This window comes from Pseudooctadecabacter jejudonensis (assembly GCF_900172275.1).
In the GTDB taxonomy this organism is placed as follows: Bacteria; Pseudomonadota; Alphaproteobacteria; order Rhodobacterales; family Rhodobacteraceae; genus Octadecabacter; species Octadecabacter jejudonensis.
The window spans coordinates 29,296-49,214 of the sequence record NZ_FWFT01000005.1 but is presented as its reverse complement, the minus strand read 5'-3'; the positions used below and the strand labels follow the sequence as shown (position 1 = coordinate 49,214).

Here is a 19,919-nt window from a genome sequence, read left to right as displayed (position 1 = left end):
TCGCATGGCACGGAAAAGCAATCATATCAGGCTCTATGTAGATCATCCTTTGGGGGCAGATCAAAGGGTAAGCCTGACGCGGGATCAGGCGCATTATCTGTTCGGGGTGATGCGTCTGGATGTGGGTGATGCCGTGGCGCTGTTTAACGGGCGCGACGGGGAGTGGCAGACGCGGGTTGGAGTGGCCAACAAGAAGGGCGGCGATTTGGTCTGCCAGGTGCAGACGCGGGCGCAGGTGGGCCCGCCCGATCTGTGGCTGGTCTGCGCGCCCATTCGCAAAGAACGCCTATCGTTCATGGTGGAAAAGGCAGTGGAGCTGGGCGTGGCGCGGATTGTGCTGATGCAGACAGACTTCACGCAGGACGCCAAACGGGTGCGGCTGGACAAATTGCAGGCGGTGGCCGTGGAGGCAGCGGAGCAGTGCGAGGCGCTGGTTGTGCCTGAGGTTGTTGGGGTTGAGAAATTCAGCACGCTGATGGGCGGCTGGGACGCCGCACGGCGTATCCTGTTTTGCGATGAGGCGGCGGCAGGACGCCCTTCCGTCTTGCCAGACGTCATCGCAGGCCCCTGGGCCGTTGTGATTGGGCCGGAGGGTGGATTTTCCGATACGGAGCGGGAGGTGCTGCAAGGCCTGGCCGCGCCGGTGTCGTTGGGGCCGCGCATCCTGCGGGCTGAGACAGCTGCGGTGGCGGCTTTGACGGTATGGCAGGCGCGCTTGGGGGACTGGGTGTGAGCTGGCGGCGCGTGGCGGCGCAAGAGGTCGCAGAGGTCGAAGCGTTCCTGCTGGCACACATCGAGACATCCGTGTTTCTGGTGTCCAACCTTCGGCGATTCGGGCCGGATGGCGCGGATCACCCCCGTGCTATGACCTATTGGATCACGGGGGACCCTGTGTCGGGCGTGATTGCGCAATCCAGCGCGGGCGTTGTCATGGCCCAATGGCCGGAGGCAGACGATTGGCACGCGGCAGTTGATATCTTGCCGCATCCGATCACCGGGGCGATTGGGCACGGGGCGCAGATGAATGCGATGTTGCGGGCCGCGGGGATCCGTGACGGTGTCGCCAATCTGGACGCGGCTGAGGTTCTTTACGCGTTGGATCTGGAGGCTTTGGAGGTACCAAACGGTGTTGGCACCTTGCGCCCGTTGACCGAACATGACCGCACAGTGGTTCATCCATGGCGCACAGACTACGCCATCAATATCCTTGGCGAACCAGAGGCCAAGGGGCCAGCACGGGCTGACGCCGAGATCAGCGCCTATATCGAAGCGGATAGCCACCGCCTGTTGGTGGACGGCGACGCGCCAGTGTCAATGACAGGGTTCAACGCTTGGGTGGATGATGTGGTGCAGGTGGGCGGTGTGTACACGCCGCCCGCGTTGCGCGGGCGCGGCTTGGCGCGGCGGGCGGTTGCGTTGCATTTGCAGGCGGCACGTGCGGAAGGGGCCAGACGGGCCATTTTGTTTGCGAATGACCCTTCGGCGCTGGCCGCGTATGAGGCCATCGGGTTTCAGCCAATTGGAGACTTTGCCTTGATCATGTTCCAAGATGGGCAGACCCCGCGATGATCCGACCCGAAGTCAAAACCCTGGCGTGGCGCTGGCGCGAGGTTCTGTTTGCGCTGGCCCTGATCGGGATCGGCATTTGGTGGGGCATGGCGTTCTTTGGCATTGTGGCTTGGATCGGCTGGGGGCTGGCCGTCGTGGCGGCGGGTTTTGCGGTGTCGGCGGCGCAAAAGGTGCGGTTTCGGGGGACATCTGACGGGCCGGGTGTTGTCGTCCTGGACGAACGGCGCGTGACCTATTTGGGACCTGAGGACGGCGGCGTGGCTGATCTAGATCTGATGGTTCAGTTGGATGTGACGCCTGCGCCTGCCTGGCGGCTGATCAACCGCGACGGTCATTTCATCGACATTCCGACCGATGCCAAAGGGGTTGAGGTGCTGTTTGATGCCTTCACCGCCCTGCCCGGCCTGAACACCGAACATATGTTGTCTGTGTTGCACCGCAAAAAACCTGCGCAGATGACCGTCTGGATGGCGCCGGACCATCGGCCTTACAGACAGTTAAATTGACAGGAAGTGTTGACACTCTGTCATTGACACCGGCGACCCACCTTGCGAACGGTGGACACCCACACACGAAACGGAGCGCCCTATATGTCTATTCCACAATCCGGCGGCGGTCCGATCGAACGTCACGAACAACTGGCCGAATATCTGGCAGAGGGCTGCAAGCCCAAGGCCGATTGGCGCATTGGCACCGAGCACGAAAAATTCGGCTACTGCGTGGACGGCCACAAACCCCTGCCCTTCGCGGGGGAGCGATCTATCGAGGCCGTGTTGAGCGGTTTGCGTGACCGCTACGGCTGGGCGCCTGTAACCGAAGCCGGACATCTGATCGGGTTGGAAAAGGACGGGGCCAATGTATCCCTTGAACCGGGCGGTGCGTTGGAGTTGTCGGGCGCGCCTGTTGAGACGATCCACCAAACCTGCGACGAGGTGAACAGCCATTTGGCGGAAGTCAAATCCATCGCGGATGAGATTGGCGTGGGCTTTATCGGTCTGGGTGCGGCACCCGAATGGTCCCACGATGAAATGCCGCTGATGCCCAAGGGACGTTATAAGCTGATGGATGCCTATATGGACACGGTCGGCACCAGCGGCAAAATGATGATGCGGCGAACCTGCACGGTTCAGGTGAACCTCGATTTCTCATCCGAGGCGGACATGGTGCAAAAGATGCGTGTGGCCCTGGCGTTGCAGCCTGTGGCGACGGCCCTGTTTGCCAATTCGCCGTTTTTTGAGGGTGCGCCCAACGGTCACAAAAGCTGGCGCAGCCGGATCTGGCGCCATCTGGACGACAGCCGGACGGGCATGTTGCCGTTTGTGTTTGACGAAGGCTTCGGGTTTGAGGCCTGGGTGGAATACGCCCTCGATGTGCCGATGTATTTCGTCTACCGCGATGGTGAATATGTGGATGCTTTGGGGCAGTCGTTCCGCGACTTCCTGAAGGGTGAGTTGCCCGCCCTGCCCGGTGAGACGCCGACCCTTTCGGACTGGGCGGATCATCTGACGACAGCCTTCCCCGAGGCGCGGTTGAAGAAGTTCATTGAGATGCGCGGGGCCGATGGCGGCCCGTGGCGGCGGCTGTGTGCATTGCCTGCGTTTTGGGTTGGTCTGACCTACGACCAGGAGGCCTTGGATGCGGCCTATGACCTGTGCAAGGGTTGGGATGCGCAGACGCGTGAGGCGTGGCGGGTTGAGGCGTCCGTACATGGATTGCAAGCCACCGTTGGGGGGCAATCGATGCATGACATCGCACGGGAGGTTGTGGCGATTGCCGAGACCGGGTTGAAAAACCGCGCCATGCCCGGCGCCGGTGGTTTGGTGCCGGACGAGACGCATTTCCTGAACGCGCTGAAAGAAAGCATCGAAAGCGGCAAAACGCCGGCGGATGAATTGCTGGACGCCTACAACGGCGAGTGGGGCGGCGATCTGAGCCAGATTTACGCGGCGTATTCTTACTGAGCCGGCGGTATGCGTGGCGCTGGTCGGAGCCTCCGGCGGGAGTTTTTCGGGTCAGATGAAAGAAAGGCCGCGCCCGATGGTTGCCGGGAGCGGCTTGTTGTCTTGGTTAGACTGCTGGCGGTGGTGCGTCAGCAAACGGATCGGCTTTGGGGGCCTGGGGCCCGACCTGCTGAGGCGGTGCGATGACCGCGCGCAGGGTTGATATGGCATTGCTGAAGCCCAGGCCCAGACACAGGATGACAAATCCCAAGACAGCAAAGAGGGGGGCGATGGCGGGCGCCACGAAAACCGCAACTGCGCCGCCGATCACGATACCGCCCGCCCCGATTGCAAGATAACCGGTGGCGATGGTCACGCTGGCCGCTTTGGCGCGGGCCTGTGCGGCGGGGCAGTCGCCCAGGAGGGTGCCGATCTTTAAGATCATCCAGCCGAGGGCACACAGGGCTGCGAGGGACAGCAGGACATAGGCGGCAATTGCAAAGGATGCGAGGGGCATTTTAAGTCTCCTTTCTAAGAGGTCAGGCAATGGGCTGCGCGCAAGACGCACGCCGGAATTTGAGGTAGAGGGGGGCAGCGAAGCCCCCCCAAAGAGGACCGATGATGGCGCCCATGATAGCGTACAGGGCTGCGGCCTGATCCAGACCCGAGGCGGGGAGGATGCGCCCGAAGAGGGCCATCAAGGCCGCAACCACCATCGCCGCGCCAAAGCCGAGCCACGCCAACCGCGCGAAGGTTGGTTCGTGCCGCGGTATATCCCACAGCAAAACAGGGATGGCGAAAATCAGATAAACGGGTCCGCCCATCACCAGAGCAAAGGGTGGCACGACGAGCCAAAAGGTGGCCAACGTGACCAACAGGGGCGCGCCGATCACCGCCAAAAAGAACGCGGTCGGATCAACCATATATCGATGAGGACGCGGGGCCCGTGGGTGTTTGGGGGCCATGAGGTGGCGATCTGGCCACAAAACTTTTTTCCTTATGTCGAACATTTCTGTCATGACAGAAATCGTTTCCCAAATTTTTTTGCTCGGTGCTTAGGGCGGGGCGGATCAGCCGGACTTCGGCAAAAACCGCGCGATGCGACCACCCAGTTTCAAGACAGCGATTTGGACGGAGCGCGACAGTTTGGACACGTCGCGGTACCAGTCATCGAACATTTGCATCGTCGTCAGCGTTTCTTCGATACGGGCGCGGACATCTGGGCCGGTGCCGTCGGTTTGCGCCTCCTCCCGCACTTTATGAAGCGCCAGCAAGGTGGGCAAAAATTCACGTTCGCGGCGGCCTTCGATGACGACGTTCACCAAGTCAAACATATCGCGAACAGATGTGAAGTGAGCGCGGCGGTCGCCCAGTTCGCGTTTGGCCTGCACCAGTTTCCAACCCTGCAATTCCTTGAGCGCGGTCGACACGTTGGAGCGCGCGAGGGTCAACGTCTCGCAAATCTCATCCGCCGTCATCGGTTTGGGCGAGATATGCAGCAGCGCGTGGATCTGGGCCACGGACCGGTTGACACCCCACTTGGCCCCCATTTCCCCCCAGTGGAGGATGAAGTCTTGCATGGCAGGGGTCAGGTTCATCGAGCGACTCGCGTTCTTGAATTTCTGTTATGACAGAAACAACAGATACTCCCGTCAGGCCAAGACCTTTAGGTCCGCCACAAAGGCACGCACCTTGGCGGTGGACATTTCGCAGGGGTTCAACAGATCGCCAGAGGCCAGATGATAGAGGTTAAGGCTGATGTAATCGGACCCGTCCAGTGCCTCGCCCACCAGTTTTTCGCCGCGCCCGCCGGCGACAAGGCTGCGGGTGACGATCCAGTCTTTACCGTGGGCATGGGCGCGAAACGTGCCGATGGGCAAAGCGGCGAGCGTGGCCGCAAAGGTCATTTCTGACCGATCTTCGTTTCTTCACCGGCCATGAGACGGCGGATGTTGGCCGCGTGACGCCAGAAGATGAGGGCGCAGAGGACAACCATAAGAAAGAAGACGTCCGGCCAGCCGATAAAGGCTGCGACGGGCGCGGCGATGGCGGCAACGAGGGCGGACAGGGACGACAGCCGCGATATCGCCGCCGTAGCGAGCCATGCAATGGCCGCGATCAGGCCGATGGGCCAGACCAACCCGAAGAGCACACCGTAAAAGGTGGCCACCCCTTTGCCGCCGCGAAAACCAAGCCAGACCGGAAAACAGTGGCCGATGAGGGCCATGAACCCAGCCACTTGCCCTGCGTCGGGTCCAACAAAGGCCAAGGCCAACCCAACCGCCGCGAGACCTTTGCCCGCATCCAGCGCAAGGGTCAACGCGGCGGCCTTTTTGGACCCGGTGCGCAGCACGTTCGTGGCCCCGATGTTGCCCGATCCGATGTCGCGCAGATTGCCCAGCCCCATCAGTTTGGCGATGATCACGCCAGACGGAACGGACCCGATTAGGTATCCGATCAGGGCCCAGAGGCCCAAAGTTGTGGCGGGGCTGACAAGTTCAGGCATCATGCGGCCCATCGTTCATCTGCACGGTCATATTTTCACCGCCGACATAGGTGGCGGTCACGCGGCCTTGCAGGATGGCGCCATCAAAGGGCGTGTTTTTCGATTTCGATTTCAACGCGAACCGGTCGAGTTTGAAGCTGGCGTCAGGGTCAAACAACACCAGATCGGCGGGCGCGCCGGGGGTCAGTCGCCCGCAGGGCAGACCCAGACGGTTGGCGGGGTTCAGCGATAGCGCGCGGAACAGTGTCGGCAAATCAAGGTGTCCGTTGTGCACCAGCCGCAGGGCGGCGGGCAGCAGGGTTTCGAGGGCCACAGCGCCGGAGGCGGCCTCTTCGAAGGGGAGACGTTTGGATTCCTCATCCTGCGGGGTGTGCATGGAGCAGATGATGTCGATCAGGCCAGAGGCCACAGCATCGACCACCGCGAGACGGTCTTCTTCCGCGCGCAGGGGCGGTTTGAGTTTAAAGAACGTGCGGTAGTCGGCCACGTCCATTTCATTCAGCGTCAAGTGGTGGATGCCTACGCCTGCGGTGATGTCCAGCCCATTGGCCTTTGCCCTCTCCAGCGCAGGCAGCGCGCGGGCCGTGGTGATTTGATCGATGTGATAGGCCGCACCCGTCATCTCCAACAGGGCGATGTCCCGGTCTATTCCCATGCGTTCGGCCATGGGCGACACGCCAGACAGACCCCGCAGGGTTGCGAATTTGCCGGAGGTCACAGCGCCGCCCGCAGAGAGCCCCGGTTCCTGCACGTGACCGATGACCAGCGCGCCGCAGGATTTGGCGTAGGTCAGGGCACGGCTGAGAACCTTGGTGTCGGTGATGACGCTGTCGCAATCGGTGAAGGCAATGGCCCCTGCATCCATGAGAAAGCCGATCTCGGTCATCTCACGCCCCTGCCGCCCTTTGGTCAGCGCGGCCATGGGCAGGACATTGACGGCGGCATCAATCGCGGCGCGGCGTTCAACAAATTCCAGCGTTTCGGGCGTGTCGATGGCGGGCGTGGTGTCGGGGCGCGTCACCAGCGTGGTGATACCACCCGCCACCGCAGCGCGTCCGGCGGAGGCGAAGGATTCTTTGTGCCGCTCCCCAGGTTCAGACACTTTTACGCCGATGTCTACGATGCCGGGGGCGAGGCAATGGCCTTTGCAATCAATCACCTCATCGGGCGCGGCGCCCTCTTCGGCAATGACGCCGCCTGAGACGGTCAGAGTACCTAAGGTATCGGTGCCGGCCTCTGGATTAATGAGGCGGGCGTTTTCGAAACGAAGGGTGGTCAAAATGGGGCCTCGTTTGGTGGGAACGTGGGGTCCGCGGCCATTAGCCAGCGACCCAGATCATCAGGCCGACCAACAGGGCCATGACCAGCAGCGCCAGAGTGGCGATGCGGCCGGACATGGCTGCGTCGGAGGGCTGTTTCTTTTTGGTTTGCGGCGGATCTTCGAGCGTCGCGGACGGATCGGGGTTGGGCAGGGTGTCAAAACTGACGGGCGCACGTTCGGTGGCGAAGGTCCCGATCCAGCGCAGGGGCGGTTTCGGGGTTAACGTCTGATCTGTGCCGTTGACCGCACGACTGTGCAGGATCAGCACGTGGCCAGTCACTGCTTCAAGCTGGGCGCGCATCGGCTCTACCTCGGCCTTGGGGATGCCGTGACCGTCCATCAGCAGGCCGGCAAGCCCCAGATCATCAAGGATGGCGCTGTCGAACAGATCGAAGTGGTCGGGATCAAGCAGGTCAGCACCCAGCGCGTCTGCGATGGGCCAAGTGGTGGTGTCGCCGATCTGCAATTTCGTCTCAAATGCGTCCACCTGATCGGCCCGCAGATCAACGGCGAAGACGCGGACCACGCCGATTTCGGTGGCAGAGACATGCATGGTGTCCGTCATGGGGCAGCCTTTCTTGCGGTGTCGACTGCGGCCTGAAACGCCGCTGGGTCCTCCGCATAATAGAGCCTGAGACGCGTGATCCCAGTTGTGATCATCAAGGCGGACCCGCGGGTTTGGGTTTTGGTGATGTCGCCCAGCGCGATGTCGCGACCGCCTTGCAGGATCACGCGCCGGTTCGTGACCCACGCGCGATATTTGCTGATCGTCCATCGTTCTTGCACCAAAAGAAGACAGGCCACAAACAACGGGACAGCAGGCCAGAACGTATCTGGGAAGACGATCAGAAAGGCGATTGTGGGCACCAACGAGGCCAGCAACAGGATGCGGGCGGTGCGTTTGAAGGGTTTGAGGGAGGGGATGTGATCAAACACGACCGCCTCTCCCTCGGTCAGGGGCGGGCCTTCGGTCACACCATCACCCCGGTGCCGATCCCTGCCGCCTTTGCACCCCGCGCGGCCCGCAGGTTGCGCGCCAAGAGATCCATGGCGGCCATACGGACGGCCACGCCCATTTCCACCTGTTCCTGAATGACGCTGCGGTTGATGTCGTCGGCAATCGTGCCATCGATTTCAACGCCGCGGTTCATGGGGCCGGGGTGCATGACGATGGCATCGTCCTTGGCGTAGCTGAGCTTTTCAGCGTCCAGCCCATAGCGGTGGAAGTATTCACGTTCCGACGGGATGAACCCGCCGTCCATGCGTTCCTTTTGCAGACGGAGCATCATGACGACGTCCACGTCGCGCAGCCCCTCACGCATGTCGTGAAAGACTTCGACACCGAATTCCTCAACCCCGCTGGGCAACAGCGTGGGCGGGCCGACAAGGCGCACGCGGTTTTCCATTTTGCCAAGCAGCATAATGTTGGATCGCGCCACGCGGCTGTGGGCGACGTCACCGCAAATGGCGATAGACAAGCGGTGCAAACGGCCCTTGGCGCGGCGGATTGTCAGAGCGTCCAACAGCGCCTGCGTCGGGTGTTCGTGCCGCCCGTCGCCTGCGTTCAGAACGGCGCAATTTACCTTTTCCGCCAGAAGGTTCACTGCACCGGAATTGGGGTGCCGGACGACCAGCAAATCGGGGCGCATGGCATTCAACGTCAGCGCCGTGTCGATCAGGGTTTCGCCCTTTTTGATGCTGCTGGCCTGCATGGCCATGTTCATGACATCGGCGCCAAGGCGCTTTCCCGCGATTTCAAAGCTGGCCTGGGTGCGGGTTGAGTTTTCGAAGAACATGTTGATCTGGGTCAACCCCTCGAGAACATCGCGGTGGGCGCGCCCGATGCGGTTGTGTTCGGCGTATTGATCGGCCAAATCCAGCAACGTCGTGATTTCTGTGGGGTGAAGGTGTTCAATGCCCAGCAGGTGCGACGCGCGAAATGACATGGGGACCCCTTCGGTTTGGTTCTGGTGGGTTATAGGGCTGGCGCGGGGGCGCGGCAAGATCAGCACGTGAAGTCCCGTTGGCGGCAGGCTAAGGTGCGGCATGGAATCGGCTGTGGACTACTGGACATCGAAGGCGCTTCTCGACTGGCAGGTTGAGATGGGCGCGGATGAGGCGATTGCCGACGCCCCAATCGACCGCTACGCGCTTGAGGATAAAAAGCCTGCGCCGAAAGTGCAGACGGATCCCGCCAAGATGGCCCCGCCCCCGCCGCCAGCTGAAACACCCCAAATCGACGTGGCGCAGGCCGCGCAGGATGCGGCGGCTGCGGCCAGTGATCTGGACGGGTTGCGTGCTGCGATGCTGGCCTATGAACATTGCGACCTGAAGGCGGCGGCGCGGCATTTCATTTTCAGCGACGGGGTCGCAGGCGCGCCTGTGATGATCCTGACCGATGCGCCCGACCGCGACGACGACCGCGCGGGACAGTTGATGTCGGGGCCCACGGGCGTATTGTTTGACAAGATGATCGGGGCCATTGGGCTGAATCGCGTGGGCGAAAACGCGGTTTACATGGCACCGGTGCTGCCATGGAACCCGTCGCAAAACCGCGATCCCAGCGCGGCGGAACTGGCGATGATGACACCGTTTTTGCGCCGTCACATCGAACTGGCCGCGCCGAAGCTGGTTGTCTTGATGGGCAACGCGCCGTGTCAGGCGCTGTTGGGGCGCAGCGGTATGACACGGTTGCGCGGCCGATGGGTTGAGGTGGACGGCGTGCCGGCCCTGCCGATCTTCCCGCCGTCATTTTTGCTGACCAACAGTGCCGCGAAACGGGACGCCTGGGCCGACCTTTTGGCCCTGCAGGCAAAACTGAAAGACGTCACATGAGCATCGACGAAAGCCGCGAATTTATCCCCGTGCGCATCGCTATTCTGAGTGTCAGCGACACCCGCACGCTGGACGAAGACCGATCCGGTCAGACCTTAGTGGATCGGCTGACGCAGGCAGGGCATGAACTGGCTGATCGCAAGATGTTGCGCGACGAACGGGCCGAGATTGCAAACCAACTGCGCGCGTGGTGTGAGGACGACGGTGTGGATGTGATCCTGACGACGGGTGGCACCGGTCTGACGGGGCGCGATGTCACGGTAGAGGCGCACCGCGACGTCTACGAAAAAGAGATCGACGCCTTCGGGACGGTCTTCACCCATGTGTCCATGGCCAAGATTGGCACATCTGCAGTGCAAAGCAGGGCCACCGGTGGGGTGGCAAATGGCACCTATCTGTTTGCTCTGCCCGGCAGTACGGGGGCGTGCAAGGACGCTTGGGACGAGATCCTGGTCAAACAGCTGGATTACCGGCATCGGCCCTGCAATTTCGTCGAGATCCTGCCCCGTTTGGACGAACATCAGCGACGGAAGTAATCCGAACGCACGTATCGCCCGTAAAACAAACGGATTGAAGCGGCATTGATGCCGCTTAAGTCGTTTGGGGTCTATGGAGGTACACATGCAGTTTTTGCGGCGCAGTCTGGTTGGTATTTTTCTTTTATCGGTAACGTTGGCGCTGTTTGCATGGGCCGGAAATACGGTGCGTCTGGCCGTGCAGGAGCGCATGAACGCAGAACCGCGCAGCTTTCCCCAGCGCGAACGTGTGTTGTCTGTCAATGTCGTGACTGTGACGCCAGAAGTGATTGCGCCGGAACTGGTGGTGTTTGGTGAATTGGACAGCGCGAATCGTCTGGACGTGCGCGCCTTGGCAGGTGGCACGATCATGGAGGTGTCGCCGAATTTTGTGGACGGCGGACAGGTTGAGGCTGGCGAATTGTTGGTGCGCATCGACCCCCGCGATGCCCAATCGGCGCGCGACCGGTTGATCGCCGATCTGCGCGATGCGGAGGCCGAGGCACGGGACGCCGAGCGGGCTTTGACCCTCGCCCAAGACGAGTTGGCCGCCGCTGGTGAGCAGGCGACCCTGCGCCAACAGGCGCTGACCCGCCAGCAGGATTTGTCGGATCGCGGAGTGGGCACGGCGGCTGCCATTGAGACGGCGGAGCTGTCCTTGTCCACCGCGAGACAGGCCGTGCTGTCGCGCCGTCAGGCCGAAGCGCAGGCACAGGCGCGGCTGGATCAAGCGGCCACACGTCTGGACCGCGCCCAGCTGAACCTTGCGGATGCTGAACGCGCCTTGCAGGACACCGAAATCACCGCGCCTTTTGCGGGGACTTTGGCAGACGTCACGGTATCGCAGGGTGAACGGGTTACGCCCAACGAAAGCCTGGGACAGTTGATCCAGAAGGATGATCTGGAGGTGTCGTTCCGCCTGTCCACGGCGCAATATTCACGCCTGTTGGGCGAAGACGGCAGTCTGATCAACGCGCCGGTGACCGTAGCCCTTGAGGCGCAGGGGCTGACCTTGATGGCCGAGGGCCAAGTGACCCGCGAAAGCGCCGTGGTGGGCGACGGGCAAACGGGACGGTTGCTGTTTGCACAGATCGACGCAACGGCGGCCCTGCGGCCTGGCGATTTCGTGACCGTATCGGTGACCGAGCCCCCATTGCGCGGCGTCGCCCGTGTGCCGGCCACTGCGGTGGGGGCCAATGAAACGGTGCTGGTGTTGGGCGACGAAAACCGGCTGTCAGAGGTCGATGTTGAGGTGTTGCGCCGTCAGGGCGACGATGTGCTGATCCGCGCGCCGCAGGCCTATGGCCAACAGATTGTGGCCGAACGCTCCCCTCTTCTGGGGCAGGGCATTGCGGTGCAGCCGATTGACCCCAATGCCGCCCCCGTTGTGCCCGAAGCGCCTGAAATGATCGCTTTGGAGGATGAGCGTCGCGCGCGTCTGATTGCTTTTGTCGAAGACAGTCGTATGCCGCCGCCCGTCAAGACCCGCATCATCGGGCAGCTGGAACAGGACGAAGTACCGTCAAACGTCGTGGACGACATCGAAGCGCGGATGGGGAGCTAAGAGATGCTCAAAGCCAGTGGTATCCTGTCCTATTTGACCCGCCATCGCACAGCCGCCAACCTGTTGATGGTGGTTCTTCTTGCCGCAGGCATTGCTGCCTACCCCAAGATGCGGGCACAGTTCTTTCCTGATGTCATCATCGACAACGTCACCGTGTCTGTGGCCTGGTCTGGGGCCGGCGCAGAAGACGTAGACGCGGCCATCGTGCAGGTGTTGCAGCCTGCGCTTTTGGCGGTTGAAGGGGTCACCAACACGTCCTCCGCATCTTACGAGGGCACGGCGCGGATCTCGATGGAGTTTGAACCTGGCTGGGATATGGCCAAGGCGACCGAAGACGTGCAGCTGGCCGTGGATGCCACATCCAACCTGCCTGACGATGCCGAAGACCCCAGCGTGCGGCGCGGGCAATGGTCGGACAGGGTCACCGATGTGGTGATCACGGGGCCGGTGGCGCCCGAACAGCTTGGCCGCTTTGCTGATGAATTTACCGTGCGGCTGTTTGCCCAAGGCGTGACACGCACAACGATCCGTGGCGTCGCGGCCCCATCGACCATTATCGAAGTGCCGTCTCTGGCGCTGATCCGCTACGACGTGTCCATGTCGGACATCGCTGCAGCCATCGCGCAAGAGGTGAACGCAGATCCGGCAGGCGATGTGTCCGGATCAGCGCGGGTGCGCACCGGCGTCGAAAAACGCACCGCCGATGAGATTGAAGCCATTGTGCTGCGCACAGACGCAAGCGGCGCCAGCCTGACCATTGGCGATGTGGCGCAGGTCTTTGTCGAAGGGGTGGACCGCGAACGGGCCTATTTCGTGGGCGACGATCCGGCCATCACCATTCGCGTGGACCGTGCCGCAACGGGCGATGCTATTGATGTGCAAAACACCGTGCAACAGGTGGCCGACAGCTACGCCGCCACCTTGCCCCAAGGCACGAGTATTGAGCTGATCCGCGCACGGGCGGAGCTGATCACGGGCCGTCTGAACATTCTTTATGAAAACGCGGCGTTGGGGTTGGCGATGGTCGTGGCGCTGTTGTTTTTGTTCCTCAATGCGCGCACGGCTTTTTGGGTCGCGGCGGGGATACCTGTGGCCTTGGCCGGTGCGATTGCGCTGATGTGGGCGGCAGGGCTGACGATCAACATGATCTCTCTTTTTGCGCTGATCATCACCCTTGGCATCGTCGTGGACGACGCAATTGTGGTAGGGGAGCACGCCGATTACCGCCACCGCAAACTGGGCGAAAGCCCCGCGCAGGCCGCCGAAAACGCGGCACAAAAGATGTTCAGCCCTGTGTTTTCCGCCACGTTGACAACGATCATAGCGTTCTTTGCGTTGGTTCTGGTTGGGGGACGGTTTGGGGATTTGATCGCGGACATCCCGTTTACCGTGATCGTCGTTCTGATCGCGTCATTGATCGAATGTTTCCTGATCCTGCCCCATCACATGTACAAATCCCTGAAGGCGGCAGAGGGCGGCGAAAAATGGTACGATGTGCCCAGCCGCATCGTGAACCGCGGCTTTGACTGGGTCAAAGACCGGCTGTTCCGTCCGTTCATGGCAGGCATCATCTGGGCGCGCTATCCGGTGATGGCGCTGGCGGTCGTGCTGCTGGCGGTACAGGTCAGCGGATTGATCCGGGGCGACGTCCAATGGCGGTTCTTCAACGCGCCCGAACAAGGCAGCGTGACCGGCAATTTCGCCATGCTGCCTGGTGCCACGCGGCAAGACACGCTTGAGATGATGCAATCGCTGCAAGACGTGACCGAGGCTTTGGGGGCCGAATATGAAGAACGGCATGGGGTGAACCCGCTGAACTACGTCATCGCGGAGATCGGCGGCAATTCGGGCCGTGGCATCGCGGGGGCAGAAACCAAGGACGCCGACCAGCTGGGCGCAATCGCGATTGAGCTGATCGACGCAGACAGCCGCCCCTATTCGTCCTTTGCCTTCGTGGCTGAACTGCAAGACCGCGTCATCCGGCACCCGATGGTGGAAACTGTCAGCTTCCGGTCTTGGGCGTCTGGCCCTGGAGGGGATGACATCGACATCCAGCTGTTTGGGGCCAATTCTGAAGTGCTGAAGGCCGCTGCTGAGGCCCTTAAAACGGAGCTTGGCCAGTTCGGTGAGATTTCCGCGCTGGAGGATTCGCTGGCCTACGACAAGGAAGAGCTGATCCTTGAACTCACGCCGCAGGGTCAGGCCCTTGGGTTCAGCATCGACGGGCTGGGACGCGTGTTGCGCGACCGTCTGGGCGGGATTGAGGCCGCGACGTACCCTGACGGGCCTCGCTCTGCGACCATCCGGGTGGAGCTGCCAAGTGGTGAGCTGACGGCGGATTTTCTGGATCGCACCCAGATGCGCGCAGATGGTGGGATTTATGTGCCGTTGGCCGATATTGTGACCGTGCAGTCGCGCACGGGATTCAGCACGGTGACCCGGGAAAACGGCGTGCAGCTGATCTCGGTCACCGGGGATCTGACGGATGATGATGCGGATCGGGCGTCTGAAATTCAGGATCTGATCACATCGGACATCCTGCCACGGGTTGAGGCTGCCTATAGCGTGTCGACCTCTTTGTCGGGGTTGAGCGAACAGGAAGACGAATTCCTGAACGACGCGCGCATTGGTTTGATTTTCTGCCTGACGGGCATTTTCCTTGTGCTGGCGTGGATTTTCCAAAGCTGGACGCGGCCGATTGTGGTTATGGCGATCATTCCGTTCGGCCTGATCGGGACAATCTATGGCCACGCCCAGTGGGAGGTTCCGCTGTCGATTTTCACTGTCGTGGGACTGTTGGGCATGACCGGTATCATCATCAATGACAGTATTGTTCTGGTGAAGACCATCGACGAATACGCCGAGACCCGCGGGCTGGTGCCCGCGATCATCGACGGGGTCAGCGACCGATTGCGGCCGGTCTTGTTGACCACGTTGACGACGGTCTTGGGCCTTGCGCCCCTTTTGTACGAAGGCTCATCTCAAGCAGAGTTTCTGAAACCCACGGTGATCACATTGGTCTACGGCTTGGGCTTTGGGATGGTTCTGGTGCTGTTCATCGTGCCGTCGTTGATGGCCATGCAGGGGGACGTGGGCACGCAGGTGCAATCGGCAAAACGCGGATTGTCCAGCGGCACGCGGGCCATTTCGATCCCTGCACGATTGGCGGCTTTGGGCGCTATTGGGTTGTTCGCAGCCATTGCAGCACCGGTGATGTTGACCGGTGCGCCATGGGCACCTCTGGCAGGCGTACTGCCCATGCTTTTTGCGGGTGTTGGGGCGGCGTTGGGCGTCTTTGTCTTGGCTGTGATAGTCTGGCTGCTGTTGGTCTATATCATCACCGCGCTGATCGTCGGCCTATCAAGGCGCAGATCCACCGCAACCTAGCGGTCGGAGCAGCCCTGAATTTCGACAGATTGCCCGTCGGCAAGCACCGTGATGCGCATGTTGGACCGGTCAAGGGCAAACCCTTGGCCGTTGACATGGATCATATCGGACTTGGCATAAAGGGTTCCTGCGGTGCGCCATGTGGAGGGTTCAGACACCCACACCTGCTGGTCGCCCGCCTCAATCACGACCTCTTCGGTGCGGTCAATCTGCGGCATGGTGATTGCTGCGGTGACCTGCAGGCCACCGTCGATCGGCTCAATCGCACAGGAAACGGATCGCACGCCTGCCTCTCGTTCTGTTTGTGGCCGGTCCACGAGGGACGCAATAATGCTCGGGTCGCGCCGCCCCCCTGCAGGCAAATCAGCAGCGAAGGGCAGCATCACCGGAATGCAGATTTCTTCGCACACGCCGATCTGAACTTGCCCCGCCATACGGGCCGCGGCGTCTGCATCATCAAGGGCCAGTTCGACAGGAATAATCACGATGTCAGAATAGCCAATGGAGCGCATGTTGTTGATATGGCTGACCTCAGGCACGGGCCAATGGAGGGCCACGCCTGACAAATTCTCCGACCCGTTCCAGGCAAAACGGGGGGGGATGCCCCCATCGCCCGGCACGCGCCAATAGGTTTTCCACCCGGGCGCCAAGGTAAACTGCAGTCCCGCCATATGCGTGCCCTGATCGGTGCGCCAGCCTGGCAAGATTTCAAGATCAACGACACCCTCAGCCGGATTGGCTGACAACGGGGCGGTGGCGGCGGCCAAGGCAAGGGCGGCCAGCACGGGGGAGAGAATGCGAGTCATCATGAACCTGTACTTCGCCCAAGGGCCGCGCAATAGAAAGTCACGTTTGGGTTAGGCGGTTGTCATATCCGGCAAGCGTGCCCCTTGCGCATGCCCTGCAGCGCGCCCACTATCAAAGCATGACAGACACCACCAACTTGACCGGCAAACTGTTGATCGCCATGCCTGACATGGGCGATCCCCGTTTCGACAAAGCGGTGATCTATATGTGTGCGCATTCGGCTGAGGGCGCGATGGGTCTGATCGTCAACAAGCCTACGCCCGACATCAAATTCGCCGATCTGTTGGAACAATTGTCCATCGACGACGGGGAATTGCGGACAGATGTGCGGGTGCATTACGGCGGACCGGTGGAAACGGGGCGCGGATTTGTGCTGCATACGGCGGATTATGCGTCCGGCGCGGGCACGATGGAGGTCGCAGGCGGCATTGCCATGACGGCGACCTTGGACATTCTGGAAGACATCGCCATGGGTGCCGGGCCAGAACGGTCCATGCTGGGGCTGGGGTATGCCGGATGGGGACCCGCGCAACTGGAGGGGGAGTTGGTGCGCAACGGCTGGCTTGTCAGTGACGCGACCGACGACATCCTGTTTGGCCGCGCGGCGGAGCACAAATGGACGGCCGCGCTGAAAGTCCTTGGAATTGACCCGTTGATGTTGTCGTCCTCAGGCGGATCGGCCTAGCGGGGCGCGGCTGCACGGCGCAGCCGGTCATTGATTGCAGCCCCCAGACCCGTTTCAGGGATGGGCGAGACGGCGATTTTCTCAGCACCCATTGCGTTTAGTTGGTGGAGCGCATCAAACAGGTTGGCGGCGGCTTCGGTCAGATCACGGGACCGTGACAAGTTGATCGCAGCGTCCACTGGCCCGAAACCCAAAAGGGTTTCGCCCGCCTCAACCGTTTCGGCATTCAGACGCACGGTCCCTTTGGGCGCATAATGCGACGCCAACTGACCGGGCGAGGTGGGGGCGGCGCTGTCGCCTGCACGGGCCAAGGGCTGGCGGATCACGGCCTCAATGCTTTCCGTCGGGAGGCCACCGGCGCGCAACACTGTCGGCACAGGCTGCGTTGCGACAATGGTGGATTCGACGCCCACGGTGCAATCGCCGCCCCTCACAATGCCATTGATAAGGCCTGTCATGTGGTCGGCCACATGCACCGCCTTCGTCGGGCTGACCTGACCAGACGGGTTGGCGGAAGGCGCGGCGACAGGGCCATCAAAGGCCTGCAGCAGATCGCGGGCAAGGGCGTGATCGGGCACGCGGACGGCCAATGTCTCCAACCCGGCGGTCACGAGGGGCGATATGCCCGCATCTGGTTTCAGTGGCAGCACCAATGTCAGCGCACCGGGCCAAAAGGCCTGCGCCAACGCGCGGGCGGTTGCGTCGAACGAAACGTGCCGTTCCGCCGCCTGAAGCGTGGGCACATGCACAATCAGCGGGTTAAAGCTGGGGCGGCCCTTTGCGGCATAAAGCCGCGCGACGGCGTCTGAATTGCGCGCATCTACACCCAAACCATAGACCGTTTCCGTCGGAAAGGCGACAAGCCCGCCTGCCGCCAGCACATCTGCCGCAGCGGTCAGGCCCGCAGCATCGGGCGCAAAAGTGCGTGTGGTCACTTGGTCCATGACGTCGCGTTTTGGTTGATCGAAGGCGCCATGCCATTCACCTATACGTAAACCCCGACCACATACGCGGCGCGCACGCCGTTGCCAAGAACCCAAGCCCTGACCAAAGAGAGGGAGGCCCAAATGCCCTATCGTTCACCCGCCGACGAATTTCGGTTTTTGATGGATCACGTTGTTGGCTTTGATCAGGTCGCGGGCACCAACCGCTTTGCTGAGGCCACGCCCGATATGTGCGACGCCATCCTCACCGAGGCCGCCAAGCTGTGCGACGACATCATCGCCCCGCTGCAGCGCCCCGGTGATCTGGAACCGGCGCGGTTGGAAAACGGTGTTGTGCGCACCGCGCCCGGATTTGGCGACGGGTTCAAGGCGATTGCAGAAGGCGGCTGGATCGGCATTTCCGCGGATCCCGAATATGGCGGCATGGGCCTGCCCCTGACGCTTGCTACAGCGGTGAATGACATGATGGCGGGGGCGTGTCTGTCGCTGCAGCTGAACCCGTTGATGTGTCAGGGCCAGATTGAGGCGCTGGAACATCATGCGTCAGATACCATCAAAGAGACCTACCTGCCCAAGCTGATTTCGGGCGAATGGACCGGCACGATGAACCTGACCGAACCACAGGCCGGATCGGACGTGGGTGCCCTGCGATCCAAGGCGGAGCCGAACGGCGACGGGTCTTATGCGATCAGCGGGCAGAAAATCTACATCTCTTGGGCCGATAATGATTTCACGGAAAATGTCTGTCATCTGGTGCTGGCGCGCTTGCCTGATGGTGTGCCGGGGACCAAGGGGATCAGCCTGTTCATGGTGCCCAAGATTATCCCGAATGAAGACGGAAGTTTGGGCGAACGCAATTCGCTGCGCGTGGTCAGCCTGGAACATAAGATGGGCCTGCACGGGTCGCCCACTGCGGTGATGGAATATGATGGTGCGCGCGGTTGGCTTGTAGGGCCGGAACATGGTGGGATGGCTGCGATGTTCACCATGATGAACAACGCGCGGCTTGGTGTGGCGACGCAAGGCATCGGCGTGGCCGAGGCCGCCTATCAGCACGCGCTGGCCTATGCGATGGACCGCAAGCAGGGCAAAGCACCCGGCACGGGGGCGATCGTGGAACACGCCGATGTGCGCCGGATGCTGGCGTCGATGAAGGCCGACACGTATGCCGCTCGCGCCATCGCCATGGCCAACGCCGTGGCCATTGACATGGCGAACGCCACGAAAGATCCCGCATGGGAGGCCCGCGCCGCCCTCTTGACCCCGATCAGCAAGGCCTTTGGCACGGATGTCGGCGTTGAGGTCTCCGCCACGGGCATTCAGGCCCACGGTGGGATGGGGTTCATCGAAGAAACCGGTGCGGCCCAATATTCACGCGATGTGCGCGTAACCACCATCTATGAGGGCACCAACGGCATTCAGGCCATGGACCTTGTGGCGCGCAAGATGATGGACGGCGGCGACGCGGCCTTCGCCCTGCTGGATGAGGTTGAAGCCTATGCCGAGGCCCACAAGGCCAGCGCCCCAGATCTGGCCGAACCTGTCTGGCAGGCCTGTGAGACCCTGCGTGAGGCGACGGAATGGCTTGTCGACCAAGAGATGACCGACCGGTTTGCGGGGGCTGTTCCCTATCTGAGGGCGTTTGCGCGGGTGTTGGGCGGATATTACCATCTGATCGCAGCGCTTGAGGGCGATGCCACACGCAAACGGTTGGCGACCTTCTATATCAAACGGATCCTGCCGGAGCATGTGGGCCTTCTGGCCCATGTCCGCGAAGGGGCCGAGGATCTGATGGCGCTGACCATTGACGATCTGGTGGCCTAGGCCGATCTGGGCTAGGTGGGCC

At 61.7% G+C, this 19,919-nt stretch carries 21 protein-coding genes; 10 read left to right on the top strand and 11 right to left on the bottom strand.

The window, feature by feature from the left end:
- Window positions 1-4 precede the first annotated feature (4 nt).
- The 4 genes from PSJ8397_RS13765 to PSJ8397_RS13750 all read left to right on the top strand — a co-directional run bounded on the left by PSJ8397_RS13765 (window position 5) and on the right by PSJ8397_RS13750 (window position 3,530).
- Window positions 5-733 carry a 16S rRNA (uracil(1498)-N(3))-methyltransferase gene (locus PSJ8397_RS13765; protein WP_085865209.1) on the top strand — a complete coding sequence of 243 codons (729 nt, stop codon included), beginning with the start codon at window positions 5-7 and terminating at the stop codon, window positions 731-733.
- The gene (locus PSJ8397_RS13760; RefSeq protein WP_159453153.1) at window positions 730-1,569 is read left to right on the top strand and encodes a GNAT family N-acetyltransferase; all 840 of its coding nucleotides are present in this window, start codon (window positions 730-732) and stop codon (window positions 1,567-1,569) included. Before PSJ8397_RS13765 ends, PSJ8397_RS13760 begins: the two co-directional genes overlap by 4 nt.
- The gene (locus PSJ8397_RS13755) at window positions 1,566-2,075 is read left to right on the top strand and encodes a hypothetical protein (protein ID WP_085865207.1); all 510 of its coding nucleotides are present in this window, start codon (window positions 1,566-1,568) and stop codon (window positions 2,073-2,075) included. Before PSJ8397_RS13760 ends, PSJ8397_RS13755 begins: the two co-directional genes overlap by 4 nt.
- A gap of 84 nt (window positions 2,076-2,159) precedes the next feature.
- Window positions 2,160-3,530, top strand: a complete 1,371-nt coding sequence (locus PSJ8397_RS13750; protein ID WP_085865206.1) for a glutamate--cysteine ligase — start codon at window positions 2,160-2,162, stop codon at window positions 3,528-3,530.
- A 106-nt stretch (window positions 3,531-3,636) separates the two neighbouring features.
- Here PSJ8397_RS13750 and PSJ8397_RS13745 read toward each other — a convergent pair whose 3' ends face one another.
- From PSJ8397_RS13745 to PSJ8397_RS13705, 9 genes are all read right to left on the bottom strand, one after another.
- Entirely contained in the window at window positions 3,637-4,026 is a 390-nt protein-coding gene (locus PSJ8397_RS13745) for a hypothetical protein (protein WP_085865205.1), read from the bottom strand.
- Between the two features lie 22 nt (window positions 4,027-4,048).
- A complete protein-coding gene (locus PSJ8397_RS13740; protein ID WP_143515482.1) occupies window positions 4,049-4,432 on the bottom strand; it encodes a hypothetical protein in 384 nt (127 codons plus the stop codon).
- A gap of 147 nt (window positions 4,433-4,579) precedes the next feature.
- Window positions 4,580-5,107: a GbsR/MarR family transcriptional regulator gene (locus PSJ8397_RS13735; RefSeq protein ID WP_235000765.1), complete on the bottom strand. Its 528-nt coding sequence runs from the start codon at window positions 5,105-5,107 to the stop codon at window positions 4,580-4,582.
- Between the two features lie 54 nt (window positions 5,108-5,161).
- Entirely contained in the window at window positions 5,162-5,416 is a 255-nt protein-coding gene (locus PSJ8397_RS13730; RefSeq protein ID WP_085865203.1) for a hypothetical protein, read from the bottom strand.
- Window positions 5,413-6,015, bottom strand: a complete 603-nt coding sequence (gene plsY, locus PSJ8397_RS13725) for a glycerol-3-phosphate 1-O-acyltransferase PlsY (protein ID WP_085865400.1) — start codon at window positions 6,013-6,015, stop codon at window positions 5,413-5,415. The genes PSJ8397_RS13730 and plsY overlap by 4 nt, the downstream gene beginning before the upstream one ends.
- Window positions 6,008-7,294, bottom strand: a complete 1,287-nt coding sequence (gene pyrC, locus PSJ8397_RS13720; RefSeq protein ID WP_085865202.1) for a dihydroorotase — start codon at window positions 7,292-7,294, stop codon at window positions 6,008-6,010. Before pyrC ends, plsY begins: the two co-directional genes overlap by 8 nt.
- Window positions 7,295-7,334: 40 nt before the next feature.
- Window positions 7,335-7,901 carry a hypothetical protein gene (locus PSJ8397_RS13715; RefSeq protein ID WP_085865201.1) on the bottom strand — a complete coding sequence of 189 codons (567 nt, stop codon included), beginning with the start codon at window positions 7,899-7,901 and terminating at the stop codon, window positions 7,335-7,337.
- Entirely contained in the window at window positions 7,898-8,311 is a 414-nt protein-coding gene (locus PSJ8397_RS13710; RefSeq protein WP_085865200.1) for a hypothetical protein, read from the bottom strand. Before PSJ8397_RS13710 ends, PSJ8397_RS13715 begins: the two co-directional genes overlap by 4 nt.
- A complete protein-coding gene (locus tag PSJ8397_RS13705) occupies window positions 8,308-9,282 on the bottom strand; it encodes an aspartate carbamoyltransferase catalytic subunit (protein ID WP_085865199.1) in 975 nt (324 codons plus the stop codon). Before PSJ8397_RS13705 ends, PSJ8397_RS13710 begins: the two co-directional genes overlap by 4 nt.
- A gap of 100 nt (window positions 9,283-9,382) precedes the next feature.
- Between PSJ8397_RS13705 and PSJ8397_RS13700 the strand changes: the two genes are divergently transcribed.
- The 4 genes from PSJ8397_RS13700 to PSJ8397_RS13685 all read left to right on the top strand — a co-directional run bounded on the left by PSJ8397_RS13700 (window position 9,383) and on the right by PSJ8397_RS13685 (window position 15,637).
- Window positions 9,383-10,171 (top strand): uracil-DNA glycosylase, encoded by a 789-nt coding sequence (locus PSJ8397_RS13700; protein WP_085865198.1) that lies wholly within the window; start codon window positions 9,383-9,385, stop codon window positions 10,169-10,171.
- Window positions 10,168-10,707, top strand: coding sequence for a molybdenum cofactor biosynthesis protein B (gene moaB, locus PSJ8397_RS13695; RefSeq protein ID WP_085865197.1), 540 nt, complete (start codon window positions 10,168-10,170; stop codon window positions 10,705-10,707). The genes PSJ8397_RS13700 and moaB overlap by 4 nt, the downstream gene beginning before the upstream one ends.
- A gap of 85 nt (window positions 10,708-10,792) precedes the next feature.
- Window positions 10,793-12,250: an efflux RND transporter periplasmic adaptor subunit gene (locus PSJ8397_RS13690; protein WP_085865196.1), complete on the top strand. Its 1,458-nt coding sequence runs from the start codon at window positions 10,793-10,795 to the stop codon at window positions 12,248-12,250.
- A gap of 3 nt (window positions 12,251-12,253) precedes the next feature.
- Window positions 12,254-15,637, top strand: coding sequence for an efflux RND transporter permease subunit (locus PSJ8397_RS13685; protein WP_085865195.1), 3,384 nt, complete (start codon window positions 12,254-12,256; stop codon window positions 15,635-15,637).
- Here PSJ8397_RS13685 and PSJ8397_RS13680 read toward each other — a convergent pair.
- Window positions 15,634-16,446, bottom strand: coding sequence for a protein-disulfide reductase DsbD domain-containing protein (locus tag PSJ8397_RS13680; RefSeq protein WP_085865194.1), 813 nt, complete (start codon window positions 16,444-16,446; stop codon window positions 15,634-15,636). The two genes, PSJ8397_RS13685 and PSJ8397_RS13680, sit on opposite strands and share 4 nt — an antisense overlap.
- A 116-nt stretch (window positions 16,447-16,562) precedes the next feature.
- Here PSJ8397_RS13680 and PSJ8397_RS13675 point away from each other — a divergent pair, with 116 nt between their 5' ends.
- On the top strand, window positions 16,563-17,129 hold the full coding sequence (locus tag PSJ8397_RS13675; protein WP_085865399.1) for a YqgE/AlgH family protein: 567 nt from the start codon (window positions 16,563-16,565) through the stop codon (window positions 17,127-17,129).
- On the opposite strand, the gene PSJ8397_RS13670 is transcribed toward PSJ8397_RS13675, so the two are convergent.
- A complete protein-coding gene (locus PSJ8397_RS13670) occupies window positions 17,126-18,073 on the bottom strand; it encodes an L-threonylcarbamoyladenylate synthase (protein ID WP_085865193.1) in 948 nt (315 codons plus the stop codon). The two genes, PSJ8397_RS13675 and PSJ8397_RS13670, sit on opposite strands and share 4 nt — an antisense overlap.
- A 123-nt stretch (window positions 18,074-18,196) precedes the next feature.
- Between PSJ8397_RS13670 and PSJ8397_RS13665 the strand changes: the two genes are divergently transcribed.
- On the top strand, window positions 18,197-19,897 hold the full coding sequence (locus PSJ8397_RS13665; RefSeq protein WP_085865192.1) for an acyl-CoA dehydrogenase: 1,701 nt from the start codon (window positions 18,197-18,199) through the stop codon (window positions 19,895-19,897).
- Window positions 19,898-19,919 lie beyond the last annotated feature (22 nt).

Bases quoted from the DNA above. Each gene is read 5' to 3' on its own strand.
- PSJ8397_RS13680 (WP_085865194.1), bottom strand. From the start codon at position 16,446: ATGATGACTCGCATTCTCTCCCCCGTGCTGGCCGCCCTTGCCTTGGCC.
- moaB (WP_085865197.1), top strand. From the start codon at position 10,168: ATGAGCATCGACGAAAGCCGCGAATTTATCCCCGTGCGCATCGCTATT.
- PSJ8397_RS13715 (WP_085865201.1), bottom strand. From the start codon at position 7,901: ATGACGGACACCATGCATGTCTCTGCCACCGAAATCGGCGTGGTCCGC.
- PSJ8397_RS13745 (WP_085865205.1), bottom strand. From the start codon at position 4,026: ATGCCCCTCGCATCCTTTGCAATTGCCGCCTATGTCCTGCTGTCCCTC.
- PSJ8397_RS13690 (WP_085865196.1), top strand. From the start codon at position 10,793: ATGCAGTTTTTGCGGCGCAGTCTGGTTGGTATTTTTCTTTTATCGGTA.
- plsY (WP_085865400.1), bottom strand. From the start codon at position 6,015: ATGCCTGAACTTGTCAGCCCCGCCACAACTTTGGGCCTCTGGGCCCTG.
- PSJ8397_RS13670 (WP_085865193.1), bottom strand. From the start codon at position 18,073: ATGGACCAAGTGACCACACGCACTTTTGCGCCCGATGCTGCGGGCCTG.
- PSJ8397_RS13750 (WP_085865206.1), top strand. From the start codon at position 2,160: ATGTCTATTCCACAATCCGGCGGCGGTCCGATCGAACGTCACGAACAA.
- PSJ8397_RS13755 (WP_085865207.1), top strand. From the start codon at position 1,566: ATGATCCGACCCGAAGTCAAAACCCTGGCGTGGCGCTGGCGCGAGGTT.
- PSJ8397_RS13735 (WP_235000765.1), bottom strand. From the start codon at position 5,107: ATGAACCTGACCCCTGCCATGCAAGACTTCATCCTCCACTGGGGGGAA.
- PSJ8397_RS13765 (WP_085865209.1), top strand. From the start codon at position 5: ATGGCACGGAAAAGCAATCATATCAGGCTCTATGTAGATCATCCTTTG.
- PSJ8397_RS13730 (WP_085865203.1), bottom strand. From the start codon at position 5,416: ATGACCTTTGCGGCCACGCTCGCCGCTTTGCCCATCGGCACGTTTCGC.
- PSJ8397_RS13700 (WP_085865198.1), top strand. From the start codon at position 9,383: ATGGAATCGGCTGTGGACTACTGGACATCGAAGGCGCTTCTCGACTGG.
- PSJ8397_RS13705 (WP_085865199.1), bottom strand. From the start codon at position 9,282: ATGTCATTTCGCGCGTCGCACCTGCTGGGCATTGAACACCTTCACCCC.
- PSJ8397_RS13685 (WP_085865195.1), top strand. From the start codon at position 12,254: ATGCTCAAAGCCAGTGGTATCCTGTCCTATTTGACCCGCCATCGCACA.
- PSJ8397_RS13740 (WP_143515482.1), bottom strand. From the start codon at position 4,432: ATGGTTGATCCGACCGCGTTCTTTTTGGCGGTGATCGGCGCGCCCCTG.
- PSJ8397_RS13665 (WP_085865192.1), top strand. From the start codon at position 18,197: ATGCCCTATCGTTCACCCGCCGACGAATTTCGGTTTTTGATGGATCAC.
- PSJ8397_RS13675 (WP_085865399.1), top strand. From the start codon at position 16,563: ATGACAGACACCACCAACTTGACCGGCAAACTGTTGATCGCCATGCCT.